Here is a 16799-nt window from a genome sequence, read left to right as displayed (position 1 = left end):
ATTGAGTGCGTTTCGTTTTATAGAAAGACTATTCCGCACAGCGAAACACCATAAAAAATTATTTATATAACACCAATAAAGACAGGGAGACACCAGATGGACTCGCATTCCGTTATATCTTTTAAACCCCTGGCCATAGGCTTGCTCGCCGCCAGCATCGCCGCCTGCGGCAGTGACAGCGACCGGGATCCGGCACCGAGCGACCCCAGCCACGTCCAGGATCAGCGCACTTTCACGGCGGATGAAGCCAGCCTGCCGTTCGAGGCCCTGGAGGGGCACGAAAATGCCAGCCGCTGGTGGGGCGTGCGGCCCAGCGGCGCCGGTTATCGGATGGAAGTGCCGGAAAACTGGAACGGCAAACTGGTGATGTACGCCCACGGTTATCGCGGCGAGGGCCAGGCCCTGACCGTTTCCAGCCCGAGCCTGCGGGCCTGGTTCCTGGACAACGGCTACGCCTGGGCGGCATCAAGCTACTCCACCAACTACTATGACGTACGGACCGGCGTGGAGGACACCAACGAACTGGCGTTGGCGTTCAACGAAATCGCCGCTGAAAACGGCGAGGAACTGGCCGAACCGTCCAGGATCTATATCACCGGCCATTCCATGGGCGGCCACGTCACCGCCGCCGCCATCGAGCAGGAAACCTACAACACCGCCAACAACGTCGTGCACTACGACGGCGCCGTGCCCATGTGCGGTGTGGTGGCGGACACGCTCGAGTTCAACTATCTGGCCTGGTTCACCATGGCCGCCCAGCATCTGGCGCACAGCGCGGACAACAGCGTGCCGCCGCTGGAAAGTATGCCGGCCACCAACTTCGATACCGACGCCATCAACGCGGTATTGTGGGACGAGGTCCCCACCCCCAGCGCACTGGGCACACCCACGGCGGAGGGCGAGAAGATGATGGCGATCTCCCGCAATCTGTCCGGCGGCGAACGGCCCATCGCGGATATCGGCTTTCGTACCTACTACTGGGGTGTGGTGATGGGCACCGGCGGGCGCGACGGTACCGTCAACGGCATCCTCGCCGACAACCTCACCGGCAACGCCGGCGTCACCTATCAGTTCGATAACGATCCTGCCCTCACCGCCGAGGAACAGGCCTTCAACGACACCATCCTGAGGGTGGAGGAGAATCCGGCCGCCAACGGCCCGCGCAGCGATGGTCTGCGCTGGATTCCGGTGGTCAACGGCGAATTCACCATCCCGGTGGTCAGTCTGCAAGGGCTGGGGGATCTGTATGTGCCGTTCCGGCACGCGCAGGTCTACCGCGAACGTGCCGCGGCCAACGGCAGCGACACCTGGCTGGTGCAGCGGGCGCTGCGCTCTCCCGGGCACTGTGATTTCACCCAGGAGGAGCAGGAAACGGCCTTCGCCGATATGATCAACTGGGAGCAGAACTCGGTGAAACCGGCGGGGGATGAGATTCTCGACCCGGCAGCGGTGGCCGATCCCAACTACGGTTGTCAGTTCACCAGTGAGGATCGTCCGGGCCTGCCCGCCTGCCCTTGATTCGAGTCTTGTTTGCTTTTTTTACGGAGGGCCATGCCCTCCGTGATCCGCCTCGCCCCTGTCTGGGCGCGGGTCTTAACAACGCATGCCATAACAACAATGCAAGGAGAGAGCGATGTTCCCCCATGGCAAATCCCTGGGACTGCTGGCCCTGTTCAGCCTGATCCTGACCGGCTGCGGCAGTGACAGCAGCAATGACCGGCCATCCCCACCGCCCCCTGTGACCGCGACCACGCTGCAAGGCGAGGTCGCCGGCCAGGAACGGGCACCGGAAAACGCCACTGTCGATGGCACCCTGCTGGTGTGGTGGGGAATACCTTATGCCCGCCCGCCAGTGGACGACCTACGCTGGCGCGCACCGCAACCGCCGGAAAGCTGGAGCGGCGTGCGCGACGCCACCGAGCCGGCATCCCGTTGCGTACAGGCGGAAACCACCCTTCACTGGGTACGCACACAGAACATCATCGGCGACGAAGACTGCCTGTACCTGGATATCTACCGGCCCAGCCGTGCTGACTGGCAGCAGGAGCAATTGCCGGTTTATGTCTGGATTCACGGTGGTTCCAATAACTTCGGCACCGCCATGGATTACGATGGCGGCAACCTGGCCCTGCACGCCGACGCGGTGGTCGTGGTGATCCAGTACCGGCTGGGGCCACTGGGCTGGTTCTTCCAACCGGAAGTCCAGACCGGCGGTGCCGACCCGCTGTCCGATTCCGGCAATTTCGGCAATCTGGATCAGATACAGGCCCTGCGATGGGTACGTGACAATGCCGCGGCCTTCGGCGGCGATCCCGATCAGATCACCATTGCCGGCGAGTCCGCCGGGGGTCACAACGTGATGACACTGCTGGTGTCACCGCAAGCACAAGGCCTGTTCCACAAGGCCATGGCACAAAGCCCGGCCATGGCGACCCGCTCGCCGGCGGAGGCCGAGGCCTTCACCAACGAACAGATCGACTATCTGTTGCGCTACCGGGGTGATGCCGGAGAGGCCAGCGAAGCCGCCGCCCTGCGCCAGCAGATGGTCGACGATGGCACCCTGGATGAATATCTGTTCCAGATCCCGGCCCATGACTACTACGCCGCCGTCCTGGCCTACACCAGCCTGTCCGCCTACGGCGCCACGGAGGACGGTGTGGTGGTGCCCAGCGGCGGCTGGATGCCGGCCATTCGTGCTGGCGAATACAACTCCGTGCCTTTGATCATCGGCGCCAACGAATATGAGCAAAAGGCCTTCATGCCCCTTTATGGCGCCCTGGTGAAAGCACTGTATGACCAGCCTTCCGGAGACTACACCTGGCTCAATCTGAAGGATGTGATGGAAGGGGAATCGAAAGCAGACGGCTCTCCGTTCACCCTGGACGACGTGCTGCCCACGGAGCGGGACCGGACGATCTACGAGCTTGCCGGCTATCATGGCAGCCGCGCGTGGCGCGCCAAGTATGTGGACGAACTGGCGGCGGCGCTGGCACAACGGCAGGAAGACGTTTTCGCCTATGATTTCCGCTGGGGCGGCCCCGGTTCCGGGCCCGAACCTTTCGACTTCATTTATGGCGCCGGACACTCCGCGGAAATTTCATTCTTCCATGGCAGGGAAGAGGGTCTGTTCGGTTACCCGTTCACCGCGGACAACGAAGCGGGGCGACGCGATCTGCAAGACGCGATGATGACCTATGTGAAGCACTTCCTTCGCCAAGGGGATCCCAGTGGTGGTTGTGACGAGGGTTGTCCACCACGCTGGATGCCATGGAGCGGCGAGGGCAGCGACACCGTCATCGTACTCGATGCCGACCTTGAACAGGCCCACATAGAGATGTCCGGCGAAGCGCTGACACTGGAAAGCGTCGAGGAGGACCGGGAAGCGGCGATCAGCGCTTACGACGAAGGGGAGAAGAACGCCGTGCGACATTTCGCCAGCCAGAGCCCCTGGCCAACGCCCTGATGGCAGGCGGGTGATCATCTCGACATTTGTTTCACCCTCTCCCCTCAAGGGAGAGGGTGAAACGTCTTACAGGCCCAGTTCCGAATCCAGCACCGCCTCGAACCCTTCCGGCAGCACATCGGCCCAGGCACGCAGCCCTTCGCGCAGTTCCTCCAAGGTGTCGGCCACCAGATTGGCGTGCCCCAGTTTACGTCCGGGACGCACGGATTTGCCGTACCAATGCACCACCCCCGGATGTTGCAGCCAGGCCTGGTCAAACGGCGTACCGATCAGGTTCACCATGGCGGTGGGACCGTGCACGTTCACCGCGTGCAACGGCACGCCGGCGAGGGCATGCACGTGTAAGTCGAACTGCGACCAGTCGGCGCCTTCATGGGTCCAGTGGCCGGAATTATGCACACGCGGGGCAATCTCGTTGACCACCAGTTGGCCGTCTTCCTCGAAGAACTCCACCGCCATCACGCCGGCATAATCCAGTTCTTCCATGATGCCCTTGAGCATGGCTTCAGCGGGTTTTTGCAGCGCCTGGCAAGCGCGGGCAGGAGCCAGGCTCAGGCGCAGAATGCCATCCACGTGCCAGTTGCGGGTCAGCGGATAGAACAGCGTATCGCCCTGCAGATTGCGGGCTCCAACGATGGAAAGCTCACGCCGGAATGGCACTTTCCGCTCGATGATGGCCTGGCCGGCCAGTTCCGCCACCGGCACCACCGAGGTGTCGTCGCCGGCATTCAGGATCCAGGTGCCGCGGCCGTCATAGCCGCCGCTGCGGGCTTTCACCACCACCCCGCCAAAACGTTGAATGGCGGTATCCAGATCTCCGGCGCGATCCAGGTTCATCCACTCGGCGGTGGGGATGCCCAGCTTGTCCAGCATGCTTTTCTGGTCGAAGCGGTCCGGAATTACCTTCAGGGCACCCCGGGCCACACAGCGGTCGCTGCTGGCCAGTTCGGCGGACAGACCGCTAGCGGGAAAGGCTTCCCGTTCCACGGTGATCACCGGATAGCGTTCCAGGCAGGTCTGCAGATCGATGGGTACCGGCAGGTCGGAAGTGCCGGGCAGCAACAATGCCCGCTCCGGGTCATAACGATCCACCACCAGCCCCAGACGGGCTCCGGCTTCCGCCATCATCAGGCCCAATTGGCCTCCACCCAATACCAGTACCCGATTCATCAGCCTTGCCCCAGATCCGCGTTGGCCAGTACTTCATCGGCGCGGGCGGCTTTCCACTCGGCGATGCGCTGGCGCAGCGCGTCATCGTGGCTGCCCAGCATCTGTGCCGCCAGCAGGCCGGCGTTATAGGCCCCCGCGGTACCGATGGCCAGGGTGCCCACCGCCACGCCCTTGGGCATTTGCACGATGGACAGAAGACTGTCGAGACCGGACAGAGCACGGCTCTGCACCGGCACGCCCAGCACCGGCAGCGGCGTCATGGAAGCAATCATGCCCGGCAGATGGGCGGCACCGCCGGCACCGGCGATGATAATGCGATACCCCTCATCGGCGGCATTGCGGGAAAACTCAAACAGGCGCTCTGGTGTGCGGTGGGCGGACACCACCTGGGCTTTCCAGCCCACCGCGAATTGGCTAAGGGCGTCACAGGCCTCTTTCATGGTGTCCCAGTCGGACTGAGACCCCATTACAACAGCTACGGGTACGGTCATCATTTCACTCCCATGCGCCGGCGGTCATCGGCCGACCATTGTGGAGCCCGCTCCCGGCGTGACCGTGCCTGGGCTCCGATTAGAGAGACGCCGGCGCACCCTGAACGGCCTGCCCGACGCCCCCAAGGGCCCGCTTTCAGGCCCGGAAGGCGCACACTCTACTGATTCCGCGGCGGCGCGCAAGAACCGGCGCCACGCGGGGGCCATTCTACACCGTGGACCGGGCCTCACGGACAGCTCCAACAGAGATTGCTACGAAGCCGCTGTAGGAGCTTGCCTGCAAGCGAATTCTTGGGCAACGGGAGCCAATTCGCTTGCAGGCAAGCTCCTACAGCGGCTTCGTAGTGACCTCTGGATTCATGCCTACAAGACCTGGGAAAGCCCCCGATACCCCGCCCGATAATCGGGATAACGCAGGCGGTAGCCGCCTTCGGCGATAAACCGGCTGAACAGCCGCTTGCCGCTGGGCGGGCTCTCCTCCAGTGTCAGCGGCCAGCCGTGCAATTCGGCCAGATAGCGGTAAACCGTCAGGTTGCTGACCGGATGATTGTCGGTGCCCAGCACCACCGGCGACACCGTCTGCCCGGCCAGCCAGCGCCTGGCCAGGGTGTGCAGCAGGCCGACACAATCGTCCCGGTGAATACGGTTGGTCCACACCGGCGCCGGCGGCGCTTCCTGTCCCTGGCTAAGCTGTTCCACCTTGCGCAGCAGACGGGTGCGGCCCGGTCCGTAAATACCAGAGAAGCGTACCGCCGTGGACGGCGCCCGGGCGCTGATGGCTTCTTCCGCCGCCAGCATCACCTGCCCGTTATAGCGCCGCGGGGCCGGCGAGGTGTCCTCGTCCACGTCGCCCTGCAGATCGCCATAAACCGCCGTGCTGGAGACAAACAGAGTCGGCGGCAACGGCTGGCGCTGTGCCAGGGCGTCCAACAACCGGCCTGGGGCGGTCAAATACGCGGCCTGATAGCCGGCCTCGGAGTATTCCGACGGCGTCATCACGATCACCAGCAGATCCACCGGCTCCGGCGGCAGCAAGGGGGTATCGCGAACCAGGTCCTGGGCATACACTTGGACCCCGCGGGGGGCCCGCGGACTCCGGCGAATGGCACTGATGCCGTGACCCTCGTCACTCAGTGCCTGCGCCAGACCGCCGCCCAGATCTCCCAATCCGGCAATTAGGATATGGCTCATCGGTTTCCTCTTGGGCACAATGGTCACAATTGCCTCTACATATTATTGCCATGACGCTAACAGAACTTCGCTATCTGGTCGCTTTGGCTCGTGAACGGCACTTCGGTCACGCGGCCCAGTTGTGCAATGTCAGTCAGCCCACGCTCAGCGCCGCCATCAAGAAGCTTGAGGAGCAGCTGGGCATGCCCCTGTTCGAGCGCCGCCCGCGGGAAGTGGTGGTCACTCCCCAAGCGGAGCCTATTGTGGCCCAGGCACAGCGGGTACTGGAACAGGCCGATTTGCTGGAGCAGATGGCGATGAGCCAGCGCGACCAGCTCGGTTCGCCGCTGCGGGTGGGGGCCATTTTCACCGTGGCGCCTTATCTGTTCCCGACCCTGGTGCCGCAAGTGCACGCGGAAGCGCCGGAAATGCCGCTGTTCATCGAGGAAAACTACACCCACGTGCTGCGCGGCAAACTGGAACGCGGTGAATTGGACGCCATCATCGTCGCCCTGCCGTTCTCCGGCGGCGGCCTGGTGCGGGCCAAGATGTACGAGGAATCCTTCTCCGTGCTGCTGCCGGCGAACCATTCCTGGACCAAGCAGCAACACATTCGCCCGGAGCAGTTGCTGGACGAAACCCTGCTGCTGCTCGGCGAAGGCCACTGCTTCCGCGATCAGGTGCTGGAGTTGTGCCCGGCGATCAATTCCGAGCGTCAGCGCAATCTGGTGCAGATCGAGGGTGGCTCCCTGGAAACCCTGCGTCACATGGTCGCTTCCGGGCTGGGCATCACGGTGCTGCCGGATTCCGCGTTGTATCAGCACGGCTACGACAAAAGCACGTTTGCCGTGCGTCCGTTCACGGCACCGGTGCCGTCACGCACCATTGCTCTGGTCTGGCGGGACAGCTTCCCCCGGCCCAAAGCCATTGAAGTGCTGCGCCACGCGGTACCCCGCGAAGGTCTGGCGGCCTGAGACCGGGCTCTGCGCGCCGCCGCCCCCCATTCACTGCGACGACATAGCGAGCGATGGCGGTATCACTGGCGGAGATGGGCCTGTCCCGGCTCAAGGGGGTTGGCCCCAGAGCCGCGGAAAAACTGGAACGTCTGGGCTTGAGCACGGTGGAAGACGTGCTCTTCCATTTGCCGTTCCGTTACGAGGACCGTACCCGTATCACACCCATCGGCGCTCTGCGCCCGGAACAGGGCGTGGTGATCGAGGGCGAGATCCTCGCCGCCGATGTGGTGTTCGGCAAACGTCGCTCGCTGCTGTGCAAGGTGGCCGACGGCACCGGCCTGGTGTCCCTGCGCTTTTATCACTTCAGCGCCGCGCAAAAGAACAACCTGGAAAAAGGCCGCCCGATCCGGGTCTATGGCGAGCCCCGCCCGGGCGCCGCCGGCCTGGAGTTCTATCACCCCGAGTATCAACTCGGCCCGGACCTGCCACCGCTGGAGCGGGCGCTGACCCCGGTCTATCCCACCACCGAGGGCGTCAGCCAACGGCAACTGCGCAATCTGGCCGGCCAGGCGCTGGATATCCTGCGCCAGCACCTTCCCGAGGAGCTGATTCCTCCCGATCTGCTGGATCAACGCCACCTGCCCAGTCTCGCCAATGCCCTGGAAATGCTGCATCACCCCGGTCCCGATGACCCGGTGGATCTACTGCTGGACGGCAACCATCCGGCGGTGAAGCGTCTGGTGATGGAAGAAATGGTGGCGCACCAGTTGGGCATGCTGTCCAAACGAGCCGGACAGAAGACCCTGGCGGCGCCGGTTCTCGATGGCGATCGCCTGCTGCGGAAGCTGCTGCTCAGCCTGCCGTTCGCTCTCACCGGCGCGCAGAACCGGGTGATCGATGAAATCGGCGCCGATCTGCGCCGGGATCATCCCATGCTGCGGTTACTGCAAGGCGACGTGGGCTCGGGCAAGACTCTGGTGGCGGCGGCGGCGGCGCTGACCGCCATCGAGTCGGGCTATCAGGTGGCCCTGATGGCACCCACCGAGCTGCTGGCGGAACAACACCGGGCCAACTTCGAGCACTGGCTGGCGCCGCTGGGGATTCCGGTGCACTGGCTGGCGGGCAGCCTGGGCCAAAAAGCGCGCCGGGAAAATCTGGCCGCCCTGGCCGATGGCAGTGCCTCCATGGTGGTGGGCACGCACGCGTTATTCCAGGACGCGGTGGCCTTCCAGCGGCTCGGGCTGATCATCATCGACGAACAGCACCGCTTCGGCGTTCAGCAGCGGCTGGCGCTGCGGGAGAAAGGCCGTTTCGGCAATCAGGTGCCGCACCAGCTCACCCTCACCGCCACGCCGATTCCCCGTACTCTGGCGATGAGCGTCTACGGCGATCTGGACACCTCGGTAATTGATGAGATGCCGCCGGGACGCAAGCCGATTCAAACCCTGGTCCTCCCCGTTTCACGCCGTGATGATGTGATTGCCCGGATTCGTTCCGCCTGTCTGGAGGGCGCCCAGGCCTACTGGGTGTGCACCCTGATCGAGGAATCCGATGAGTTGCAGGCTCAGGCGGCGGAAGCGGCCTTCGAGGCGCTACGCGAAGCGCTGCCGGAGCTCAACGTGGAGCTTGTGCACGGCCGCCTGAAGGCAAAGGACAAGGCGCAGCGCATGGCCCGCTTCGCCGCCGGCGAAGCGCACCTTCTCGTCGCCACCACGGTTATCGAGGTGGGCGTGGACGTGCCCAATGCCACGCTGATGGTGATGGAGAACGCGGAACGTCTGGGGCTGGCGCAGTTACACCAGCTCCGTGGCCGGGTGGGCCGGGGTGGCGGCCAGAGCTATTGCCTGCTGCTGTATCAGATCCCGCTGTCGCAGACCGCCAAGCGGCGACTGGCGGTGATGCGGGAGACCACCGACGGCTTCGTCATCGCCGAGGAAGATCTGAAATTGCGTGGGCCCGGCGAATGGCTCGGTACCCGGCAGACCGGGGAGCTGGCCTTCCGGATCGCCGATCTGGTTCGCGACGAAGCCCTGATGGAACCGGCCCGCGAGTTGGCCGAGATACTGCTGGAACGCCACCCGGGGCGGGTGGAACGTTTACTGCGCCGCTGGCTCAACGGCGGCGAGGACTACGCGGATATTTAGGGCGCTTAGATGGAAATAGTGCCGTCATCCCCGGCGTCGCTTTTTTCCGCCGGCTTGGTCAGTTCCCGCCAACCGTCCTTGGCGGCCTCCCACGCCTGACCAAAACGGCTCTTCGCCGCCTCCCAGTTTCCGCGGGTGGCTTCCTGAAGTTGGCTGTATTCCTTGCCCAGTTCCTCGCGCTGTTTCTTCAGGTTCTCCAACGCCTGCTCCTTGTTCGCGCGGGCCTGCTCGGACAGTGAGTCCCAGCCCTCGTCCATGTCTTTCTGCAGCTCATCGATGTTCTCGTCCAGCATGTCGAGACCCTGGCGAGCCGCCTCAAGAGCACGTTCCTTTTGCTCCACGCCGTAGTTGCGGATTTCCTGCCAGGTGTCGTTCAACTGCGCCTGAACGTTCTCCTGGTCAGCCTGCTTCACATTGGGGACGCCTTCGGTGGTGTCGCTTTGCGCCCAGCTCAGCGAGGTCGTCGCCACCATCAACGTCGCCGCCATCAACAGGGAATGACGCATAAAAACTCTCCTATAGCACAGCCCCCATTGTGCCCTTTTGCGTAGCCCTTTCGTGCAAAAGACTGTAAGAGCCTGTTTACGATCTCTACGCCGCCGCGCTCGTCTTTTCCCTCTTACCGCATTGCGGCACACTGAGGCTTCCGCCATCACAACCAAGGACCCGGTTATGCGCCTCCTGCTCTCCACCGTGACACTCGCACTGTTACTCGCCGGCTGCGGCGACAGCGATGCCCCCACTCAATCCGGTACGGCATCCGGCCAGGACACCGGGGCAGCCAATCCGGACCAGCCCACGCCGCCCGTCGAGCAGCCCAATGACGCACCGCTGACCTCGAAATCGCAAACTCTGACCCGCGAAAGCGAGTCCTGTCCGGACGACCCTTGTTCCAAGGTGGCGTTGCAGTGGCTCACCTTCCCCGAAGACACCTCCCTTACCCGGGCCTTGGAAAGCACCCTGCTTGAGCAGTTAAGCAATGGCGCCGATGACGGAGCCTCGTCTTTCGCGGCGGTGGCGGACGGCTTCCTGTTCGATGCCAGGGAAGCGGCGGAGATGGAGAGCATGGGCTGGGAGCTCAACGCAAAAGTTTCGCTGCTGGGGGAGCGCGCCGGGCTGGTCACCTTGCAGCTCGACAGCTATGAGATCACCGGCGGGGCCCATGGCATGCCGGTGGTGCAATTATTGAACTGGGACCGCCGGGAACAACGGCGCGCCACACTGCAGGACGTGTTACAACCGGGTCGGGAAGACGCTTTCTGGAAAGCCGCCGCCGAGGTGCATCAACAATGGCTGGCGAATGACATCGAAGCCGACAAGGACTTTCGCGACACCTGGCCCTTCCTGCAAACCGGCGATTTCCATGTCACCGACCAGGGCGTGGCGCTGCTCTACAATGTTTACAGCATCGCCCCCTACGCCATGGGCCAACCGGAACTGACCGTGCCCTGGACCAAACTGGAGGGTCTGATTCAAGAGCGCTACCGGCCCTGATCACTATTTTACTCGGGCGATTGCCGGCATAGCTCCAACCAGCGCTCAACGCCGGGGCTGCGGTATTTCTGCCGGTGCAATACGAAATAGAACTCACGGCTGAAATCCCGCCCCGGCACGGCCAAAGGCACCAGGGAACCGCGCCGAAACGCCTCGCGCAGTGACACCCGGGACAGGCAACTGATCCCCAGCCCGGCCTCCACCGCCCGTTTGATCGCTTCGGTGTGTTCCAGTTCGAGCAACAGTTTCAGACCGGGTAAAAGGCCATGCATAGCCCGCTCGAAGGTCTGTCGCGTTCCCGAACCGGTTTCGCGTACGATCCAGGTGGCGGCCAAAAGATCGTCGCCGGATAGCACTTTCTGTTTCGCCAGGGGGTGATCAGGGGCGCAGAACACCACCAGTTCGTCCTCTCGCCAGGGCAGCAGCTCCAGGTCGGTGTGGTTGATTTCCCCTTCGATCAACCCCAAATCCAGATCGAAGGCCAGCACCCGGTCGACAATCGTGGCGGTATTCGCCACCTCCAGTTTCACCTGGGCTCCGGGCTGCTCCGCCATATACCGAGCCATGATATTCACCGCCAGGTAATTACCGATGGTCAGTGTGGCCCCGACCTTGAGGCGCCCCAACTCCTGGTGAGCCTGCAAACCGGACTCCAGATCCCGGGCCTGCCCCAACAGAGCTTCCGCTCTGGGCCAAAGCTGACGTCCCAGTTCGTTGAGCCGCAGCTTTTTACCGGCGCGTTCGAACAGTTTGATGTCGAACTGGGTTTCCAGCTCCTTGAGAGCGCCGGAGGCGGCGGACTGAGACATGTTCAGATCCCGCGCCGCCCGGCTCACGTTCTCGTGATGGGCCACGGCGAGGAACACCTCCAGTTGTCGCAGGGTGTATCTCATTGTTATCACCAAAGTCGATATCAAATATCGGTACAACCCATTTTACCGATATCGGCGAAACGGTTACATTCTCATCAACTAAAGTATTTTGGAATAAAGGCGTATTAGCTTATGTCGAATCTGAATACCGAAACGGTCACCAGTGTTCGGCACTGGAACGACACGTTGTTCAGTTTTACCACCAGCCGCGACCCGGGCTTCCGCTTCAAGAACGGTCATTTCACCATGATCGGTCTGGAACAGGACAACGGTCGTCCTCTGCTGCGCGCCTATTCCATCGCCAGCGCCAACCATGAGGAAGAGCTGGAGTTCTTCAGCATCAAGGTGCCGGATGGCCCGCTCACTTCCCAGCTGCAGAAAATCAAGCCGGGCGACAAAATCTATGTGAGCCGCAAACCCACCGGGACCCTGGTGGCGGACCATCTGCTGCCGGGCAAACGCCTGTGGCTGCTATCCACCGGCACCGGTTTGGCGCCGTTCCTGAGCATCATCAAGGATCCGGAGATCTATGAGCGCTTTGACCAGGTGATCCTGACTCACGGTGTGCGCTTCGTTTCCGAGCTGGCCTATCAGGACATGATCCAGGACGAGTTGCCCAACAACGAGTTCTTCGGTGACATGATCCAGGGCAAGCTGAAGTACTACCCGACCGTCACCCGGGAACCGTTCCGTAACCAGGGCCGGCTCACCAATCTGATGGACTCCGGGAAAATCTTCGAGGATCTGGGTCTGCCCCAACCCAACCTGGAAGAAGACCGTTTCATGCTGTGCGGCAGCCCGGCCATGCTCAAGGACCTCACCCGCCTGCTGGATGGCTGGGGCTTCCGTGAGAGCCGCGGCGGCCATATCCACGAGTACGTGATCGAGCGGGCATTCGTGGAAAAGTAATGGCTACAAGCGCTGAATCTGTTTTTTTGACCCCGCCTCGCGCGGGGTTTTTTATGACCGCCATCCATGGCGGGTCACCCTCCGGGCCGTCACTGGAGTGACGTTAAAAATCGTTTCCGACGATTTTTTATGACCGCCGTCCACGGCGGTCACCCTCCATCGGGGACACAACAGACTGAATCACGAAGCCGCTGTGGGAAGCTTGCCGGGCGGCGCTCCGCTTGCAAGCGAATATCCCAACACCGAAGGACCGTATTCGCCAGCAAGCTGGCTCCCACAGCGGCTTCGTAGCGATCTCTGGGTTCATGGCGGAGAGGCAGGCAGAGGGCTCCATCACCACTGTTCTTGGCGTATGCTGTCCACTCCACAGGATGACAATCCCGCCAAGGGTAAAGGAGTCAGGGCATGGAATTGCTTCGCCGTCTTTTCGGCAAGAAACCGACCCCCTCTTCCGGTAACGGTAACCTGCTTGATGCGAAAGCGTTCGCGCAACGCTATGCCGCCACGGTGAAGGAGCTTCTCGGTCCCGCCGAAGTGCGTATCCAATCCGATGACACCAATCGCTTCTCGGTGCGCTGGGACAGTGAAGGCGGCTGGGAAATCTGCCATTTCCTGGACAACGCCTATGACACCTATCGGCGCGATCCGGACAACCTCGATCAGATCATCCACACCTATATCCGCAACCAGGATCAGGCGACGCAAACCCAAGACGAGGCCGTGGTCCTGCCGGTCATCAAGACCCGCGCTTGGCTCGACGCCTCCCTGGAGCAGATGCGCCAGGCGTTTCCTGACGCCACCCCCGATCAGATGCCTTTCCTCACCCGCCCTCTGAGCAACGACGAACTGCTGATCACTTATGTGGAAGATAGCGGCGAACAGATGCGCTTTGTCGGCGGCGAAGTGCTGGAAAAATTCGGCGGTGATCGGGAGGCCCTGCACCGGCTTGCCCTCGACAACCTGCAGCGGCAGTGGCTGCCCCATCTTCAGTTGAAAGGCGGTGACGGCCGTTACTTCGTGACTCTGGACACGAACTACGAAGCCAGCATGGCGCTGTTGTTCGAACACTGGCGTGAGCGGTTGGAGGTGGCCGGCGAACCGGTTCTGGCCATTCCCGCCCGCGACAGGCTGATGATCTGTGGCAGCGAAGATAAAGAGGGTCTCGGCAAACTTCGCCAGGTCGCCACCGATATGGCGGCGGAGTCACCCTATTCGCTATCAAACGATCTATTCGTCTTCCGCGACGGTGACCTGCTTGCGTTTACCGGTCCATGAACGGGCGTTGATCCCGCTTGCCCCGGACCGGACCATGCCCCGGGTTGATTTTCGCTCTTCCCCACGGCATACATGAGCAAAGACCAGAATAAAGTCATGCAGCGGGGGAAATTTGGACGAGCCGCGTTCAGCAGTGCAATGGGATTGGGCACCGGACATCTGGGAGTGGACGCCGGAACGGGGACGTTGGTCCCCAGAGTATGGACGCCCCAAGGACTGTGTGTTTCTGTCCCTTTCCACGGATACTCTGCGCCCACGGGACGCCTACGATTTCTGGCGGGAAACCGTGTTTTACGACTTCGAGGCCGATACCCCCAGCCCTGTTCAGCGCGATGGCTTCCAGGCCCGGGCTTCGGCACTGATTGCCCCACGCGGGGATGTGTATTGGTACCAGTCGGATCCCGTCTCCGGCCGGCGCCGCCAGAACCATTGCCGGCGGGAAGAGCGCGGGCTGGTGAACCTGGGGCTGGTGCTGGCCGGCGAAAGATGCCATGAGCAGGACGGCGACCGGGCATTGCGCTCGGGCCCCGGCGAGTTGCTGTTCTATGATCCCGCCCATCCATCCCGAGTCGCTTGGGGCCCCCATCAGGGATTACATCTTTCCCTGGACCGGGACGCGGTGTGTCAGGCCTTGGGTGGTGATCCGCCGCCCCCCAGCGAGTTGATACAAACCCTGCACCACAGCCCGCTCTTCCCGTTCCTACATGACCAACTTCGGCTCCTGGCCCACCATGGCGCCACTCTGGATATCAAACATCAGAGCCTGATCCTGGATCAAATCATCGATTTGGCGCTTGCCACGTTGAACACCATCGGCCGGCGGCCGGAAAAGGAACGGCCCACCTTGCTGTTTGCCCTGGCCCGGCAACTGATCCACCGCCACCTGGGTGATCCGGACCTGGACGCCAGCACCCTGGCCCAGCGGCTGAGCTGCTCCCGCGCCACCCTCTACCGTGCCTTCGCCGATCAAGATCTGACCGTGGCCGGCTATCTACGCGAAGTCCGCCTGCGCCGGGTATGGCGCCTGCTGCGGGGGGCGCCCGCCCATCAAACCATCGCCGACATCGCCGCCCGTTGCGGCTTTGTCGACAGCACCAGTTTCAGCCGCCTGTTTCGCCGCCGCTTCGGTATGCGCCCCCGCGACCTCCGTCAACAACATCGACTCCGATGAAACGGCGGCTCAAACCCATCGCCTTCTGGCCAGCCCTGACGGCCATGCTGGCGGCGTTGACGCTGATCGCCATCGACCAACAGCGCTTCATCGACTTCACCACCGCACTCAACGCCGTACTAATCCATACCTTGTCACCGGTATTCCTTTACTCGGCCCTGGGTCTGTTATTGTTGTGTCTCGTGGCCTTCGTTTCCCCCCTGGGCAAGGTGCGCATCGGCGGCGCGACGGCCGAGCCGATCTATTCGCCGTTTCGCTGGTTTTCGGTATCCCTGACCACGGTCATCGCCATGGGCATTCTGTTCTGGGCGGTGGCGGAACCGGTGGTGCATTTCCATGAACCGCCGGCTTTTTCCGGCGCCCGCCCCGGCAGTGACGGCGCCCTGCGATTCGCCCTGTCCTCCGTGTTGGTTCACTGGACGCTGGCTCCTTACGCCATTTATACCGTGGCGGCTCTGACCTTCGCGCTCGGCTTTCACAATCACGGTTACGGCTTTTCCATCCGCGCTTTACTGCGCCCGCTGTTCGGCGACCGTTTTCAGGGGCGGTTCGGCGAGTTGGTGGACGGGTTGGTTTTGTTTTCCGTTGTGGTGGGTATGTCCGCGGTATTGAGCGGCGGCCTTCTGCTGATCGGGGATGGCCTGCGGGTATTGTTCGATATCCCCAAGAGCAGCATGATCTACGCCCTGGCCGCGTCGTGCATTATCGCCGTGGCGTTGTTATCCGCGGCCACCGGCCTGCGCGGCGGCATCCAATTGCTTGCCCGCATGAATGCCGTGCTGTTTATCGCCCTGATGCTCTACCTGCTGCTGGTGGGGCCGGGCGGCTTTATTCTCCGCGCGGGCGGCGACGCCCTGGTGACCTATCTGAGTGATTTTTTCCCGCGCCATTTGATGACCCGCGAGCCGGCCAACAGCCAGTGGTCCGCCAAGTGGACCACCGCCTTCTTCGCCAGTTGGTTCGCCTGGGCGCCTCTGTCCTGCCTGTTCCTCGGCAAAATCGCCCAGGGTTACACGGTGCGCCAGTTCATTCTGGTCAATCTGGTGCTGCCGTCGGCGTTCGGCATTCTCTGGTTCTCCGCCTTCGGTGCCTCCGCATTGTATTTCGACATCCAGGACCACGGCGCCTTGTACCAGGTCTATAAAGACGAGGGACTGGCGGCCATCTCCTATCAATTGTTCAGCTATCTGCCCGGCAGCTTTACCCTCGGCCTGTTTTTTATCTTCGCCTGTCTGATTTCCTTCATCACCGCCGCCGACTCCAACACGGACGCCATCGGCGGCCTGTGTACCCGGGCAGTGACCGCCGAGGACATGACATCGCCGTTCGCCATCAAACTGCTCTGGGGGGCCATTATCGGCGCCGTGGGGTGGGGCAGCGCCACCTACCTGGGCGTGGACGGCATCAAAATGCTCGCCAACCTGGCCGGCTTGCCCGGCTTGATCATCGTGCTCGGCAGCGCCGGCAGTTTGATTCTGATGCTGGTGGAAGCCACCAGGCAAAGTGTCCAAGTCGAATCGGAAAGCTGAGCCGTTATGCTGCCCACAACTCGCGGGCACTCTTACATATGCCGGTACGTCTATACACCAATTCGCTGCCAAGGCAGCTCTCACAGCCCCGTCTACAAAACCGGCGATATTCGCCATTGCAGCCGGTGTAGCAAAATGCTACAAATCAAAAAATG

Annotated in this window: 14 protein-coding genes; 9 read left to right on the top strand and 5 right to left on the bottom strand. The window is 62.4% G+C overall.

Features of this window, described 5'->3' with window-relative positions; genetic code table 11:
- The first annotated feature begins 96 nt into the window (after positions 1-96).
- On the top strand, positions 97-1518 hold the full coding sequence (locus tag B5T_RS00775; protein WP_014992525.1) for an alpha/beta hydrolase family protein: 1422 nt from the start codon (positions 97-99) through the stop codon (positions 1516-1518).
- 115 nt (positions 1519-1633) lie between these two features.
- Entirely contained in the window at positions 1634-3463 is a 1830-nt protein-coding gene (locus tag B5T_RS00770) for a carboxylesterase/lipase family protein (protein ID WP_014992524.1), read from the top strand.
- Between the two features lie 66 nt (positions 3464-3529).
- Here B5T_RS00770 and B5T_RS00765 read toward each other — a convergent pair whose 3' ends face one another.
- The 3 genes from B5T_RS00765 to B5T_RS00755 all read right to left on the bottom strand — a co-directional run bounded on the left by B5T_RS00765 (position 3530) and on the right by B5T_RS00755 (position 6315).
- On the bottom strand, positions 3530-4633 hold the full coding sequence (locus tag B5T_RS00765; protein WP_014992523.1) for a 5-(carboxyamino)imidazole ribonucleotide synthase: 1104 nt from the start codon (positions 4631-4633) through the stop codon (positions 3530-3532).
- On the bottom strand, positions 4633-5124 hold the full coding sequence (purE, locus tag B5T_RS00760; protein WP_026948870.1) for a 5-(carboxyamino)imidazole ribonucleotide mutase: 492 nt from the start codon (positions 5122-5124) through the stop codon (positions 4633-4635). The genes B5T_RS00765 and purE overlap by 1 nt, the downstream gene beginning before the upstream one ends.
- A 363-nt stretch (positions 5125-5487) precedes the next feature.
- Positions 5488-6315 carry an NAD-dependent epimerase/dehydratase family protein gene (locus B5T_RS00755; protein ID WP_041716618.1) on the bottom strand — a complete coding sequence of 276 codons (828 nt, stop codon included), beginning with the start codon at positions 6313-6315 and terminating at the stop codon, positions 5488-5490.
- 50 nt (positions 6316-6365) lie between these two features.
- Here B5T_RS00755 and B5T_RS00750 point away from each other — a divergent pair, with 50 nt between their 5' ends.
- Positions 6366-7268: a hydrogen peroxide-inducible genes activator gene (locus B5T_RS00750; protein WP_014992520.1), complete on the top strand. Its 903-nt coding sequence runs from the start codon at positions 6366-6368 to the stop codon at positions 7266-7268.
- Positions 7269-7321: 53 nt separating this feature from the next.
- Positions 7322-9394, top strand: coding sequence for an ATP-dependent DNA helicase RecG (gene recG, locus B5T_RS00745; protein ID WP_014992519.1), 2073 nt, complete (start codon positions 7322-7324; stop codon positions 9392-9394).
- A 5-nt stretch (positions 9395-9399) separates the two neighbouring features.
- Here the strand turns inward: recG and B5T_RS00740 are convergent, their stop codons facing one another.
- A complete protein-coding gene (locus B5T_RS00740; protein ID WP_014992518.1) occupies positions 9400-9900 on the bottom strand; it encodes a hypothetical protein in 501 nt (166 codons plus the stop codon).
- Positions 9901-10066: 166 nt separating this feature from the next.
- Between B5T_RS00740 and B5T_RS00735 the strand changes: the two genes are divergently transcribed.
- Positions 10067-10888 (top strand): DUF3298 and DUF4163 domain-containing protein, encoded by an 822-nt coding sequence (locus B5T_RS00735; protein WP_014992517.1) that lies wholly within the window; start codon positions 10067-10069, stop codon positions 10886-10888.
- Positions 10889-10896: 8 nt separating this feature from the next.
- On the opposite strand, the gene B5T_RS00730 is transcribed toward B5T_RS00735, so the two are convergent.
- Entirely contained in the window at positions 10897-11781 is an 885-nt protein-coding gene (locus B5T_RS00730; protein ID WP_014992516.1) for a LysR family transcriptional regulator, read from the bottom strand.
- Between the two features lie 111 nt (positions 11782-11892).
- Between B5T_RS00730 and B5T_RS00725 the strand changes: the two genes are divergently transcribed.
- From B5T_RS00725 to B5T_RS00710, 4 genes are all read left to right on the top strand, one after another.
- Complete coding sequence (locus B5T_RS00725) at positions 11893-12669, top strand: ferredoxin--NADP reductase (protein WP_014992515.1); 777 nt, start codon at positions 11893-11895, stop codon at positions 12667-12669.
- 405 nt (positions 12670-13074) lie between these two features.
- On the top strand, positions 13075-13944 hold the full coding sequence (locus B5T_RS00720) for a DUF1444 family protein (RefSeq protein ID WP_014992514.1): 870 nt from the start codon (positions 13075-13077) through the stop codon (positions 13942-13944).
- A gap of 220 nt (positions 13945-14164) precedes the next feature.
- A complete protein-coding gene (locus B5T_RS00715) occupies positions 14165-15115 on the top strand; it encodes a helix-turn-helix domain-containing protein (RefSeq protein WP_014992513.1) in 951 nt (316 codons plus the stop codon).
- Positions 15112-16644 carry a BCCT family transporter gene (locus B5T_RS00710; protein WP_014992512.1) on the top strand — a complete coding sequence of 511 codons (1533 nt, stop codon included), beginning with the start codon at positions 15112-15114 and terminating at the stop codon, positions 16642-16644. The genes B5T_RS00715 and B5T_RS00710 overlap by 4 nt, the downstream gene beginning before the upstream one ends.
- Positions 16645-16799: the final 155 nt, after the last annotated feature.

Source organism: Alloalcanivorax dieselolei B5 (assembly GCF_000300005.1).
Taxonomy (GTDB): domain Bacteria; phylum Pseudomonadota; class Gammaproteobacteria; order Pseudomonadales; family Alcanivoracaceae; genus Alloalcanivorax; species Alloalcanivorax dieselolei.
The sequence above is the reverse complement of the archived record's forward strand: the minus strand, read 5'-3'. Positions and strand labels throughout refer to the sequence as shown.